The organism is Bradyrhizobium altum, from assembly GCF_020889705.1.
GTDB lineage: Bacteria > Pseudomonadota > Alphaproteobacteria > Rhizobiales > Xanthobacteraceae > Bradyrhizobium > Bradyrhizobium altum.
Map to the genome: position 1 here is coordinate 1 of NZ_JACMYP010000239.1, position 13,560 is coordinate 13,560.

The following is a 13,560-nucleotide window of genomic DNA, read 5'->3' on the forward strand; positions in this document are numbered from 1 at the left end:
CAGACCGCGCGCACCACGTCGATCGCATGGGCCGGCGCGATCACGTAGTCGCTGACGCCGCGGCGTACCAGCTCGCGATACAGCGTCACGTCGTTGACCCGGCCGATCACGACCACCCTTGTGCCGGCGTCGCACACCGTGGCGAGCTGGTCGAGCCCGGCCAGAATGTCGCTGCGGCCCTCGGTCTCGAGAATGATGACATTGGGCGTCGGCGCCGAGCGATAGGCCTCGATGGCAGCCGCCATGCCGCCCATCTGGATCTTGAGGTGGGCCTTGGCCAGCCGGCGATCCTCGCCCGCCGACTGTACGGCGGCAGCGGTCTCGACCGTCTCGCAGAACGCCTGGACCGAGACCCGCGGCGCCGGAGCAATATGGTCGTCCACGGCCTGCGGCGGGGCGTCCGTCTGCTCTTCGGAGTTTTGCTGCGCGTAGGTGATCATTTTCCTGTGTCGCTTAGCTTGGCCCTGTCGGACTCGGGATACGTCGTGGCGGTGGTGGTGCCCTTGCGATACTTGTCGAAGGCGATATTGCGGCGCGACGTGTAGGCAGGGGTCTCCGCGCGCGGCTGCACGAGGTCAGTCGGGTCTTCGACCATGGCTGCGAGGTTGCGCTGATTGGCGCAGCCGAAATTGTAGTATTGCTTGTTCTGGATGTAGGAACCGTTGTGCATCGACGGGCCGAGATCTTCCGGCCACAGGCCGCACGGCCCGGCCTCCGCCTTCATCTTTGGATAGTTCACACGGATCGCAGGCATCAGGCGCGGATTCTCGGGATGGTATTTGCGCACGAGGATCCCGCGCGGCGGCACGCCGGCGGCGGCGAAGGTCGCCTGGATCTCGCGCAACGATTCCTGCGCGGGCCGGGCGTTCGGCGTGTCGGCGGGAACGTCGATGGTGACGGCGCCGGTGCCCTCGCGCATCCAGTCCTGCGCCATTCCCATCACCTCGGCGCGCTGCTCCGCGGTCAGCCCGCCGCGGCTGCGGCCAACGAAGACCACGATCGAGCGATCGGCCTCGGTCACCGCGATCGGGTGACGCTGGCGATAGTCGGCCGGCGAGTCCACCATCGCGAAACTGTTGTCGGCAGCGTGCTGGCAGGCGCCGAGCGTCATGGCAAGGCCGACGAGCGCTCCGGCGAGACCGGCGGTGCGCTTGTAATCGGCGGATGTTCTGGGTGTGGTCTGTGTCATCGTCCGCCTCAGTCGGTAATAAAGCCGTAGGTGCCGCGGTAATTCCGCGCTGGCTCGGTGCGGCCAGGCACACCGTAGACGCGATTGATGCTGCCGAGCAGGTCGGCCTGCGGATCGGACGCGTTGGCGAAGCCGTCATCCGGACGCGACAGGTCCTTCTGCGCCACGGCGCGAACGACATAGGGCGTCACCAGAACCATCAGTTCGGTCTGGTTGTTGACGAAGTCGCGGCTGCGGAACAGCGTGCCGAGCACGGGCAGCGACGCCAGCCCGGGAAGGCCGTTGATCGCCTGCTTGGTCTGGTCTTGGATCAGGCCGGCCATGGCCATCGAGCCGCCCGAGGGAATTTCCAGCGTGGTCTCGGCGCGCCGGGTCTTGATCGACGGGATCGTCGTTCCACCCGCGCCGCCGGTCAGCGCGTTCTCGGTCGAGACTTCCGACACTTCCGTCATCACCCGCAGACTGATGCGCCCTTCGGTCAGCACCACCGGCGTGAAGTTGAGCGAAATGCCGAATTTCTTGAAGCTGACGGTCTGGACGCAATTCCCGATCGCGCCCGTCGACGAGGTCTGACAGGTCACGCCGGTCGGTATGGGAAACTCGCCGCCCGAGATGAAGGTCGCCGATTCGCCTGATATCGCTGTCAGGTTCGGTTCGGCGAGCGTCCGCACGACGCCGGCGCTTTCCATGGCGCGGATCGTCGCCGACACCGACGATCCGAACGATGTGGTGAGCGCGTTGCCGGCCACGAGCGGTGAGCTGTTCGCGGTGAACGGGTTGCTGTTGGCGAATTTTACCACGGTCGTGCCGTAGTTGAGGTTCGCGGTGAGGTCGATGCCGAGCTGCTTGATCAGGCTGCGCGAGACTTCGGCAACCGTGACCTTCAGCATCACCTGGTCACGGCCGCGAACCGTAATCGAGTTCACGACCTTGTCGGGGCCGCCGACCAGCCGCGTGGCGATCTCGCCGGCCTGCTGTGCGTCGACCGGGCTCGCTGCGCTTCCGCTCAGCATCACGCCGTCGCCGACGCCCTCGATCTGGATATCGGAATTCGGCAGTGCCGCGCGCAGCGCGGCGCGCACGCCGTTGAGATCGCGCTTGACGGCGATGTCATAGGCCGCGATCTGCTGGCCGGCGGCGTCGAAGAACACGATGTTGGTCTGACCGACCGTCGCGCCGATGATGTAGGCGCGTTGCGCCGAGCGAACCACGGCGTTGGCGATCTTGGGATCGGCGACCAGCACGTCCTTGATGTCCCTGGGCAGGTCGATCACGATCGATTTGCCGACGCCGAGCGAGAGGAAGCGGGCATTCATCTGGCCGCCATCGGCCGATGCGGCAGGGGCAGGCGCGGCGCGGTAATCGCTCGCCACCACCGGTGTCAGCGCCGGATTGAGCGTGAGCGCCGCGACGGCCGAGAACGACAATGCGCGGACCATGAAGGCCCGCATCGTCCGTTGAGTTGCCCCGCCCTTCATCACGTGTGTCCTCATGGTCACTTCTGCATCGTCGCCTGGTTGGCAACGCCAAAGCGGATGACGTTGATCGTGTCACCGCGCTTCTGCCGGTTGTCGTCGGTCTTGGTTTCGGGCGCGTTGTTGTCGGCGATGCTGCGCAGCGCCAGCGACAGGACGCCGCTCTGGCGCGCGCGCGCCAGCGTCTCGGTCTGTTCGGGCTTCAGCTCCAGCGTCACCGTCTTGCCGATCAGTGCGTTGGTGCCGTCTTTTTCCTTCGGCGCCTGGTCGATCGCGAGCACGCGAACGTTGGTCAGGATCACTTCGGAGTTGACGACGTCGGCGCCGTTGCGGTCCGGATTCTTGTCCCGCTTCGACAGCAGGACGTCGACCCGGTCATTCGGCAGGATGAAGCCGCCGGCGCCGGTCTCGGGTGAGATTTCGGTCGATACCGCCCGCATGCCGGTCGGCAGGATCGCGGCCATGAAGCCGCTGCCGTCGGCCTTGACGAGCTTCTGCTCGCGAATCGGTTCGCCCTGGATGAACGGGGCGCGCGCGATCGAGCCGGTCACGTCCTTGATCGCTTCGGCGTTGCTGTCCCTGCGCATGAAGCTGGCGCTGGCGGTTGCCGCCGGCCAGGTCTGCCATTGCAAATCTTCGGGCTTAACGGCCTGGCCAAGGCCGATGTCGGTTTTCGCGACCAGGATGTCGACCGTGGGCAGCTGCGCGACCGGCGGAGCCGGCGCCGGCTTGTCGTCGCTTCCGCTCGCCAAATAGAGCGCCGCAAGGCCGGCGCAGCCTGCGATTGCCAGGACCAGAATGCGGGCCTTATCCATTACGCTTCACTTTCCACATAACGCCGCGACGCTGCCGCCGCCGTGATGGGAGTTGACCAGCTATTCGTCAAAGCATGGTTAATGAGGCGTATCTAAATCGCCTTAACGGGCGGTTACCGCTGCTTCTCAGCGCATGGCGAAGTGCGCGAGATCGATCGTCTTGATCCAGTCCGTCTCGGGATAGATCAGCAGGGCGCCGAGGGCGAGTGCGATGCCGTAGGGAATTCCGGTCTGCTTGTCGTGCAGGCGGCTGAGCCAGGCCTGGTTCGCGAGCGCATAGGGTAGCGGCCATTGCCGGAGCTGCAGCAGCAGCACCGTCAGCGCGCCGCCGAACAGCGACGCGAAGACCAGATAGGGGAGCAGATGCTCGAACCCGAACCACAGGCCGGCCGCGGCCGCGACCTTGGCGTCTCCGCCACCGACCCAGCCCATCGCAAACATGCCGAATGCCACCACCAGAACCAGCGCGCCCGCGCCGGCATGGTTGAGGATCTCGTGCACGCCCATCCCGGTCAGCGGCGCCAGGACGAAGAAGCCGGCCGCCAGCGCCAGCGAGATCCGGTTCGGGATCGTCATGGTCAAGAGATCGCTCGCCGCCGCAAAGGCCATCAGGGCCGGAAACAGCATCAAGCGTGCGATGTCGAGGATCATGGATTCATGCCGTCAAGCTGGAGCTGCGGTCGCGACCCGACGCTAGCGGCCAATGGTGAACAATCGGGAAAGGCCGGCCGTGGTCGCCATCAAGGCGCCGACGGCCGGTCCGCCAAATAGCAAAGGTCCCGGGGGTGCCGGGACCTTTGATGCGAGTTCCTGGGAACCGGATTACTTCAGCGAGCTGGCGACCGTGTTGAAGGTGCCCGAGAGCTTGGTGCCGACGCCGTTGACGGCAGCGATGATCGCGATGGCGATACCGGTGGCGATCAGGCCGTATTCGATGGCGGTCGCGCCCGACTCATCCTTCACGAAGCGCGAGACGAGGTTCTTCATAAGTAACTCCTGTGTACACGTGGCTGGTCGAACTAGGTTTGGTCTCGCCGGCGTTCTCAGCACCGTGACCATTGCGGCACCCTACGGTTCGACAATTTCGGCGCAGTTAATTTGATCGTATAAACACAGCGGGAACCCGCAGTTGTTGCGCACAGTAAATTTGGAATTAAGCGGTCCGCTAAGATTGCAGATTGTTGCCGGGGCCCGCTATCGGCACCTGTTCACGGCTCCTTAAGCGCACATCTATACCCATGGGGCTTCCGTCAGATGAGGCCGTCATGCCCAGCCTTCCCTTTGAAGTCATCGAGATGATCGGCCAGACGATGATGAAGGTGGTGCCGATCACGATCGCGCTGGCGCTGTTCTTCACGGTGCTCACTCATTTCTGGGCCTGCAATCCCGGCAAGCCGTGGTGGCAGAAGCGTGAGCTGGTCACCGACATCTGCTACTGGTTCTTCGTGCCGGTGTTCGCCCGCGTGCTGCGGATCGGGCTCCTGGTGGTGGGCGCAGCCGTGGTGTTCAACGTTCACGACGCCGACGATCTGATCGCGTTCTACGAGAACGGACATGGCCCGCTGGCGCAGCTTCCGCTCTGGCTGCAGTCCATTATCTTCCTCGTCGCCTCCGATTTCATGCTGTACTGGCTGCACCGGATGTTCCATGGCGGCGGCTTCTGGAAGTACCATGCCATTCATCACTCCTCCGAGGATCTTGAATGGATCTCGGCGGCACGCTTCCATCCGGTCAATCTTCTGATCGGCACGATCACTGTCGATGTGATCCTGCTGATGGCGGGCATCTCGCCGAACATCATGCTGTGGGTCGGGCCGTTCACCACATTCCATTCGGCATTCGTGCACGCCAACCTGAACTGGACGCTCGGCCCGTTCAAATACGTGATCGCGACGCCGGTGTTTCACCGCTGGCATCACACCGGGCTCGAGGACGGCGGCGACACCAATTTCGCGGGCACGTTTCCGCTCTGGGATATTCTGTTCGGAACGTTCCGAATGCCCGAAGGCAAACTTCCGGAAGATTACGGGGTCGATGCCGAGCAGGGCGTGCCGTCCGAGATCGGCGGACAGTTGGCCTATCCGTTCCGGCAATGACGCCGCCAGCCGGCCGGTGCGATCATGAGCGCTGAGACCGCGACCTTCCCGCGCGCGAAAACCTCCGTGTTCGCCGAGCTTCCGGCCTGGTTCTGGATGGCGTGCGGCGTCTATGCGCTGCTGCTGTTCGTCGGCGACAGGCTGCTCGCCGATTCCGACACCTACTGGCAGCTTGCCGTCGGCCGCTGGATCCTCGACCATCGCACGCTGCCGTCTGTCGACATCTATTCGTTCACCAAGGCTGGTGAGCCGTGGGTGTCATCGTCCTGGCTGGCACAGGTTCTGTTCGCGAAGGCCTATGACCTCGCCGCGTGGACCGGTCCGGCGGCGCTGGCGGCCGCCTGCGCCGCTGCCAGCTTCGCGCTGCTCACCGCCATCCTCAGCCGCGCGTTGCCGACGATCTACGCGAGCCTGATCGCCCTTGCGGCGCTGGTTCTGACCTGCGGGCACCTGCTGGCCCGTCCGCATGTGCTGGCGATGCCCATCATGATCGTCTGGGCGAACGGCCTGATGACCGCCAGCGAACGCCGCGAGGCGCCCTCGTTCTGGCTGCTGCCGCTGATCGCGCTGTGGGCCAATCTGCACGGCGGCTTCCTGTTTGGTTTGGTGCTGGCCGGCGCATTTGCGCTCGATGCGATGTGGAATGCCTTGCCGGCTCAAAGGTTGGCGCTGGCGCTGCGCTGGGGGGCGTTCGGGATCGGCGCACTGACTGCGTGCTGCGTGACCCCTTATGGCTGGGGCTCGATCCTCGCCTCGCTCAGGATTCTCGGCCTCGGTGAATTGTTGCATCTCATCGCGGAGTGGAGGCCGGCGACGTTCGGCGAGATCGACCCGTTTGGACTATCGATCCTCGGCCTGCTCGGCGCTGCGCTCTATTGCGGAGCGAGGTTACCGCTGCCGCGAATCATCCTGGTGCTGGGCTCGCTGCATATGGCGCTGTCCCATGTCAGAAATCTCGAGCTGCTCGCCCTGCTGCTGCCGCTGGCCGTGCTGACGCCGGTCGCCACCCAGTTCGGGCTGCGTGCCGCTAGCGCCGTCCGCCCGAGAGTTGCTCCGGCTGCAATCCTTGTCGTGGGGCTTTGCGCGTGGACCGCAGTCGTTGCCGCGCGTCAGGTGATATCGCCACCGCCGATCTATTCGCCGGCTGCCGCCGTCGACGCGATGAAGGCGCACAACGTCAAGCGCGTGCTCAACGATCTGCAGTTCGGCGGCTACTTGATCTGGCGTCAGATGCCGGTGTTCATCGACGGGCGTGCCGAGCTCTATGGCGAGGCGTTCGGCATGAGCTTGGCCCGCGCGCTTCAGCTCAAGGACGTCAACGGCTTCCTCAATCTGCTCGCGACCCGTGACATCGATGCGGTGATGCTCGATCCGACCACGCCGGCGTCCAAACTGCTGGATCACATCGGAGGATGGCAGCGCCTCTACGCCGATGAGCGCGTGGTCGTTCACGTCCGCGCCGCCAGTTGAAGCCGCCGCTATTCTTAAGATTGCCATAAGCGCACCGCTTCCCGCCCAATGACAGGACGACGGGGGCGACGACCGGACAATCCTGCGCGAGGTAGCGGACGGTTGGCCGATCCGCCCGGGAAGTCGCGACATCCGCGCAATTCGGCGGTCGATCTTTGCTCTTCCTAAATGAATTGCCGTCAGATTTGCCAGCGTCGGGCGCCGGTCCGCAGCGTATCGTCTTTGCCGGCCAGTTAACGTCCCGGGGTAGAGTATGTCGTTTCAGTCCCAGCGTATTCGCGCCGTCACGCGCATTGGTTTCATCTCGATGGCCGCAGCCATGCTGCTGGGGCCCGCACTCGCAACGGCAGCGCCGGATCCCGATCGGATCGCGGTCAATGTCGATCAGGCCAAGCTCGTCAGGCTGCCCGGCGGCATTGCCACGATCGTGGTCGGCAATCCCCTGATCGCCGACGTCACCCTGCAGAATGGCGGGGTTGTCGTGGTCACCGGCAAGGGTTATGGCGCGACCAATTTCATCGCACTCGACCGCTCCGGCGAGGTGCTGGTGGATCGCCAGATCCAGGTCGAAGGTCCGTCCGACCAGCTGGTCACCGTCTATCGCGGCATCGATCGCGAGACCTATAGCTGCATGCCGGTTTGTCAGCGCCGCATCACTCTCGGCGACGGCGACGCCTATTTCAAGACGACGATGGAACAGGCCGGTACGCTCAACAATCAGGCCTCCGGCTCGGGCGGCGGCGCGAAGCCGCAGAACTGACGTGGGTCCGCTCGGGCGCTTCACATGCCGGGGCCTTGGCCGCAGGCGGTTCGCCCGACATGCTTAATCAAGGCCTAACGGATCGGGTCGCTCTGTCTCGATCCGGCGAAATACTTCGACAATGACTCTTCGGTAGTTGTTGCCACCATGTTGATCCGGGGTCGTTGATGCCGCTGCCCGCTCATTCTTTTGCGCGCCTCCTCCGTCGCTTTCGCCGAAACCGCCGTGGTGTGACCGCGGTCGAATTCGCGTTGGTCGCGCCGCTGTTTTTCGCGTTGCTTTTTGCGATCATCGAAGTGGCACTGATCTTCTTTGCCAGCCAGGTGCTTGAGACGGCGACGCAGGATTCGTCCCGCTTCGTCATGACCGGCCAGGCCCAGGGCGCAAATTATAGCCAGCAGGATTTCAAGAAATTCGTCTGTGGTGAGGTCAGCAGCGCGTTGTTCGATTGCACCAACGGCATCTATGTCGACGTCCGCAGCTATCCGTCTGCGACAGGCTTTAGCAGCGTCAACATCACGCCGATCACCGATCCCACCCAGGTGAAATGGTGTCCCGGCAAGGACGGCGACGTCGTGGTGGTCCGGCTGTTCTATCAGTGGCCGCTGTTTGTCACCAAAGTTTTCAGCTCCACCTTCCTCACCAACGGCAAGCGGCTCCTGATCGCGACCGCGACGTTCAAGAACGAGCCCGCCGGAACCGCCGGCACAACATGCTCATGAGCAAAGTCATGAATACCTTTCCCGCGGCCTTGCTCCGCGTCGTTGTAGCGCTCGGGCGTGACCGCCGGGGCCTCGCCGCCGTCGAGTTCGCTTTCATCATGCCGCTGATGCTGGTGATGTTCTTCGGCACCGTCGAGTTTTCATCCGGTGTCGCGGTCGACCGCAAGGTCACGCTGATGGCGCGCGCCGCGTCAGATCTGACCTCGCAGGCGACGCAGGTGGTGGATGCCGACCTCCAGAACTTCTTCAGCGCCAGCGTCGGCATCATGACGCCCTACGATCCGTCACCGACCAAAGTCACGTTGTCGGAAATCTATGTCGATAACTCCAACATCGCGCGGATACAGTGGAGCAAGGCGGCGACGATCGCCTCGGGCGCGACGCAGGCCACGGTGACGGCCTCAAGCCGCAGTCAGGGTGACATTGTGACAAGCATCGTTCCGTCGGCGCTGCTGGTTGCGGGCACCTATCTGATCTTCAGCGAAGTGAGCTACAAATACGTTCCGACGATCGGCTATGTGATGGCCAAGGCCGGCATCAATCTCAGCGACGTTGCCTTTACGCGGCCGCGGCAGTCGGTTTGCGTGTTCTATGCCCCGACGTCCGCCACCATGCCGACGACCTGCTCGACTTTCTAGAGCGCTTTCGAGCGAAGTGGCTACCGCTTCGCGTGAAGAAAATGCTCGACGCCGCGCTGCCAGAGACGCGATCCAGACAAAAAGGGCCGCCCCCGAAGGTGCGGCCCTTGATGCTTTGACGGCAATTTCCTGGAGCTTCGCGCTCCCGGGAAATCGGCTTATCCAGCGGCGCGCAGATTGTCGGCCGAGGATTTGCCGGAACGGCGGTCAGCAACGATCTCGTAGGAGATCTTCTGGCCTTCACGCAGAGTGCCAAGGCCGGCGCGCTCGACTGCACTGATGTGCACGAACACGTCGTTCCCGCCTTCATCCGGCTGGATGAAGCCGTAGCCCTTGGTCGCGTTAAACCACTTCACGGTTCCCATGCTCACGTGGGTAGTCCCTTCTCAGATATACAAGTTCAAGACCCGCTTGTCGGCGGGGTGGTGAGATCGAATTTTTGGAAGGGTCGTCAGCGTCTGAACCGGCTGTACCGGTATTGGCTAATGTCGTCCGGCCGAAAATCGATGGGTAGGATATTATTCGATAGAAGGCCTCAAAACAATCCTGACGTGCGCGATTTTTTGGCCGGCGCAGCCGCCGGCCAATTGTTGCGCAGGACATCAGGACATCATGCGCGCAACAGTTGCAGTGCGCCTGTTATCGGCGGCGGAACTGGCCGCCGCGCTGCGCTCCGCCCCGCGGCGGGCCGCCGGGCGCGCCACTCGGACGTTCGTCCTTGTGCCGGAAAATCAGGCGGCCCTTTTCGAGATCGTAGGGCGACATTTCGATCGTGACGCGGTCGCCGGCCAGCGTCTTGATGCGGTTTTTCTTCATCTTGCCGGCGGTGTAGGCGACGATCTCGTGTCCGGCATCGAGTTGCACCCGGTAGCGAGCGTCGGGGAGGATTTCGGTCACCAGTCCTTCGAACTGGATCAGCTCTTCCTTAGCCATATGTTTCTCCAGATCGAGCGACGGCTAGTGCTTCGGTCGGTTGTTGCGGTTGGGTTGCGGATTCGGCCGGCTCTCGCGATGCAAGAAGGCGACGCCCTGGATGCCTTCGCTGCTGCCGGCCTGCGACGGACGCGGCGACTCGCCCCGGCTCGTCTGCGGCGCGCCATTATTACCACCCCGACGGCGGCGGCGGCGAGGCCCTTTTGCACTTGGAGCGGGCTCATTCCCACGGACATTATGCGCGCGCGGCGCAGAGCGGCCGCCACGGTGGGGGTGGGTCGCCGGTGCGGGCGCGGCGGCCTCGCGGCTACCCTGCGTGCGGCGGTCTTCCCGCGGCACGGTAATCCGGATCAGCCGCTCGATATCGCGCAGATAGCCCATCTCCTCGGCGCCGGCGACCAGCGAGATCGCGATGCCGTCGGCGCCGGCGCGCGCGGTGCGGCCGATGCGGTGGACGTAGGTTTCCGGGATGTTGGGCAGGTCGAAGTTCACAACGTGGCTGACGCCGTCGACGTCGATGCCGCGGGCGGCGATATCGGTCGCCACCAGCGTACGGATCTCGCCGGAGCGGAACGCCGCCAGCGTGCGCTCGCGATGGTTCTGCGACTTGTTGCCGTGGATCGCATTGGCCTCGATGCCGGCCTTGGCAAGGCTCTTCACCACCTTGTCGGCGCCGTGTTTGGTGCGGGTAAACACCAGGGCACGATTGACCTGCTCCTGCTTCAGAAGCTGGGCGAGAACCGTCGGCTTGGCCGCGAAATCGACCTGGATCGCGCGCTGGGCGATGCGATCCACCGTCGAGGCCACCGGTGTCACCGCCACGCGGGCGGGGTCGCGCAGCATCGCCTCGGCGAGCTCGGCGATGTCCTTGGGCATGGTGGCCGAGAAGAACAGCGTCTGCCGCCGGATCGGCAGCTTGGCGACGATTTTGCGGATGTCGTTGATGAAGCCCATGTCGAGCATGCGGTCGGCTTCATCGAGCACCAGGAACTCGACCTGGTTGAGCTTCAGCCCGTTGCTCTGCACGAGATCGAGCAGGCGGCCGGGGGTGGCGACCAGCACCTCGACGCCCTGCATCAGGGAACGGACCTGGCGGCCCATCGGCACGCCGCCGATGGCAAGCGTCGAGGACAGCCGGACGTGGCGGCCATAGGTGTTGAAGCTGTCGAGGATCTGCCCGGACAGTTCGCGGGTCGGCGAGAGCACCAGCACGCGGCAGCTCTTGGGCTGCGGGCGGATGCGGTTCTCGAGCAGCCGGTGCAGGATCGGCAGCGCGAAAGACGCGGTCTTGCCGGTTCCGGTCTGGGCGATGCCGACGACGTCGCGGCCGGCAAGTGCGAGCGGGACGGTCTGGGCTTGGATGGGGGTCGGCGTGAGATAGTTTTCTTCTCGAAGCGCGCGGGCGATGGGATCGGCGAGGCCGAAATCCTGAAAGGAGGTCAAAAGGTGGTTCTTTCCATAAAAGCCGTCATCGTCCCGGCCAGTATCGGCCGGAATCGCATGAAAGCATTCGGGGACACCCGCGTGTCTGGGGCGTCAAGCTGGGTTAGCTGAAAGGCGAGCCAGAAGCCGCTTGGGGCGGCTTGAACACGCAGCTCGCGAAGGCACCGCGATGTCGCGGGCATGGCGAGGATATGGACCAGGAACTGGGCGGTTTCAAGATGATATCGTCGGAATTGGTCCGCCGAATGCGCCGAACCATCGCGCAAACTGTCACAAATCGGTGCCGGAAATTTAGCCAAGAAGGCAATTTTGCCTACAAAATAACCTGATTGCTCTTTCGGCAGTCAAGTTGACGGCTCAATGATTGGGCAAACACTTTTCGTATTTGCCCGGAACTCGTGAAATTATCTAGTTGGTTCATCGGCTTACGGTGTCCGCGCACCGTGGCACAGTTCTTGCGATTCCCTTAACCGCAGGCGGCCATGCGGCCGTTTCGCAAGCGTTCACGCCTGCGTCAGGGAGACGACATTTCATGCTTACTCAGCTTACTCACAAGATAACGACGATGACCCGCCGCCGCGCGCTCTCGGCGACGGCCGGCCTGGTTTTGGGCCTGGCTGCGTCTTCGTCCTTCGCGCCCGCGCAAGCGGCCGACGACACCATCAAGGTTGGTATCCTTCATTCGCTGTCGGGCACCATGGCCATCAGCGAAACCACGCTGAAGGACACGATCCTTTTCCTGATCGACGAGCAGAACAAGAAGGGCGGCGTGCTGGGCAAGAAGCTCGAGGCCGTCGTGGTCGACCCCGCATCGAACTGGCCGCTGTTCGCCGAAAAGGCCCGCGAGTTGATCACCAAGGACAAGGTTGCGGTCGTGTTCGGCTGCTGGACCTCGGTGTCGCGCAAGTCCGTGCTGCCGGTGTTCAAGGAGCTGAACAACATCCTGTTCTATCCGGTGCAGTATGAGGGCGAGGAGTCCGAGCGCAACGTGTTCTACACGGGCGCGGCGCCGAACCAGCAGGCGATCCCCGCCGTCGACTATCTGATGAAGGACGAGAAGGTGAAGCGCTGGGTGCTGGCCGGCACCGACTACGTCTATCCGCGCACCACCAACAAGATCCTGGAGGCCTATCTGAAGTCGAAGGGCGTCGCCCAGGAAGACATCATGATCAACTACACGCCGTTCGGTCATTCCGACTGGCAAACGATCGTGGCCGACATCAAGAAGTTCGGCTCGGCCGGCAAGAAGACCGCGGTGGTCTCCACCATCAACGGCGACGCCAACGTTCCGTTCTACAAGGAGCTCGGCAACCAGGGCATCAAGGCGACCGACATCCCGGTGGTCGCGTTCTCGGTCGGCGAAGAAGAGCTCGCCGGCATCGACACCAAGCCGCTGCTCGGCCATCTCGCCGCCTGGAACTACTTCGAGTCGATCAAGACGCCCGAGAACGAGAAGTTCATCAAAGCGTGGCAGGCCTACACCAAGAATCCGAAGCGCGTGACCAACGATCCGATGGAAGCGCACGTGATCGGTTTCGACATGTGGGTGAAGGCGGTCGAGAAGGTGAAGTCGACCGATCCGGACAAGGTGATCGACGCGCTGCCCGGCATCGAAGCCAAGAACCTGACCGGCGGCACCTCGAAGATGCTGCCGAACCACCACATCACCAAGCCGGTGTTCATCGGCGAGATCAAGGGCAACGGCCAGTTCGACGTGGTCTGGAAGACCCCGGGCCTGGTGGCCGGCGATGCCTGGTCGAAGGAGCTCGAGGGCTCCAAGGACCTGATCGGCGATTGGGTCGGCAAGAAGTGCGGCAACTACAACACCAAGACCAACAAGTGCGGCGGGCAGGGCTCCTGATAGGGCGCACCTGACCTCAACAACGACACAACACAACCTTCCAACACCGGAGAAGGCGGCATCGCTCGCCGCCTTCTCCTCCACTCCTGCCGGGGTACTGACGTGTTTGCTATTTGTATTGATCACTTTCGCACTCTGTTTCTCTCGATCCTGTTGCT

Annotated in this window: 14 protein-coding genes and 1 pseudogene; 6 read left to right on the plus strand and 9 right to left on the minus strand. The window is 63.5% G+C overall.

Translation table 11 applies throughout. The features are described 5' to 3' along the window. From H8B02_RS37230 to H8B02_RS37255, 6 genes and pseudogenes are all read right to left on the minus strand, one after another. Positions 1-440: pseudogene (locus tag H8B02_RS37230) on the minus strand (CtpF protein); the annotation flags it as partial. Beyond that, on the minus strand, positions 437-1,189 hold the full coding sequence (locus H8B02_RS37235) for a CpaD family pilus assembly protein (protein ID WP_229170765.1): 753 nt from the start codon (positions 1,187-1,189) through the stop codon (positions 437-439). The gene H8B02_RS37235 and the pseudogene H8B02_RS37230, both read right to left, overlap by 4 nt. A gap of 8 nt (positions 1,190-1,197) precedes the next feature. Next, on the minus strand, positions 1,198-2,682 hold the full coding sequence (locus tag H8B02_RS37240; protein WP_229170766.1) for a type II and III secretion system protein family protein: 1,485 nt from the start codon (positions 2,680-2,682) through the stop codon (positions 1,198-1,200). Positions 2,683-2,684: 2 nt separating this feature from the next. Next, positions 2,685-3,479, minus strand: coding sequence for a Flp pilus assembly protein CpaB (gene cpaB / locus H8B02_RS37245; RefSeq protein ID WP_229170767.1), 795 nt, complete (start codon positions 3,477-3,479; stop codon positions 2,685-2,687). Positions 3,480-3,605: 126 nt separating this feature from the next. Further along, entirely contained in the window at positions 3,606-4,130 is a 525-nt protein-coding gene (locus H8B02_RS37250) for an A24 family peptidase (RefSeq protein WP_092119029.1), read from the minus strand. A gap of 171 nt (positions 4,131-4,301) precedes the next feature. Then, entirely contained in the window at positions 4,302-4,466 is a 165-nt protein-coding gene (locus H8B02_RS37255; RefSeq protein ID WP_173643703.1) for a Flp family type IVb pilin, read from the minus strand. A 278-nt stretch (positions 4,467-4,744) separates the two neighbouring features. On the opposite strand from H8B02_RS37255, the gene H8B02_RS37260 reads away from it, so the two are divergent. From H8B02_RS37260 to H8B02_RS37280, 5 genes are all read left to right on the plus strand, one after another. Continuing rightward, positions 4,745-5,575, plus strand: a complete 831-nt coding sequence (locus H8B02_RS37260) for a sterol desaturase family protein (RefSeq protein WP_229170768.1) — start codon at positions 4,745-4,747, stop codon at positions 5,573-5,575. A 24-nt stretch (positions 5,576-5,599) separates the two neighbouring features. Continuing rightward, on the plus strand, positions 5,600-7,045 hold the full coding sequence (locus H8B02_RS37265) for a hypothetical protein (RefSeq protein WP_229170769.1): 1,446 nt from the start codon (positions 5,600-5,602) through the stop codon (positions 7,043-7,045). 253 nt (positions 7,046-7,298) lie between these two features. Further along, positions 7,299-7,805 carry a pilus assembly protein N-terminal domain-containing protein gene (locus H8B02_RS37270; RefSeq protein WP_229170770.1) on the plus strand — a complete coding sequence of 169 codons (507 nt, stop codon included), beginning with the start codon at positions 7,299-7,301 and terminating at the stop codon, positions 7,803-7,805. Positions 7,806-7,972: 167 nt separating this feature from the next. Continuing rightward, positions 7,973-8,527 (plus strand): TadE/TadG family type IV pilus assembly protein, encoded by a 555-nt coding sequence (locus H8B02_RS37275; protein ID WP_229170774.1) that lies wholly within the window; start codon positions 7,973-7,975, stop codon positions 8,525-8,527. A gap of 8 nt (positions 8,528-8,535) precedes the next feature. Further along, positions 8,536-9,165, plus strand: a complete 630-nt coding sequence (locus tag H8B02_RS37280) for a TadE/TadG family type IV pilus assembly protein (protein ID WP_229170771.1) — start codon at positions 8,536-8,538, stop codon at positions 9,163-9,165. A 158-nt stretch (positions 9,166-9,323) separates the two neighbouring features. Here the strand turns inward: H8B02_RS37280 and H8B02_RS37285 are convergent, their stop codons facing one another. The 3 genes from H8B02_RS37285 to H8B02_RS37295 all read right to left on the minus strand — a co-directional run bounded on the left by H8B02_RS37285 (position 9,324) and on the right by H8B02_RS37295 (position 11,541). Beyond that, positions 9,324-9,536, minus strand: coding sequence for a cold-shock protein (locus H8B02_RS37285; RefSeq protein ID WP_016842648.1), 213 nt, complete (start codon positions 9,534-9,536; stop codon positions 9,324-9,326). A gap of 268 nt (positions 9,537-9,804) precedes the next feature. After that, positions 9,805-10,098, minus strand: a complete 294-nt coding sequence (infA, locus tag H8B02_RS37290) for a translation initiation factor IF-1 (RefSeq protein ID WP_016842649.1) — start codon at positions 10,096-10,098, stop codon at positions 9,805-9,807. Positions 10,099-10,122: 24 nt separating this feature from the next. After that, positions 10,123-11,541: a DEAD/DEAH box helicase gene (locus H8B02_RS37295; RefSeq protein ID WP_229170772.1), complete on the minus strand. Its 1,419-nt coding sequence runs from the start codon at positions 11,539-11,541 to the stop codon at positions 10,123-10,125. Positions 11,542-12,073: 532 nt separating this feature from the next. On the opposite strand from H8B02_RS37295, the gene urtA reads away from it, so the two are divergent. After that, complete coding sequence (gene urtA, locus H8B02_RS37300; RefSeq protein WP_229170773.1) at positions 12,074-13,402, plus strand: urea ABC transporter substrate-binding protein; 1,329 nt, start codon at positions 12,074-12,076, stop codon at positions 13,400-13,402. Positions 13,403-13,560: the final 158 nt, after the last annotated feature.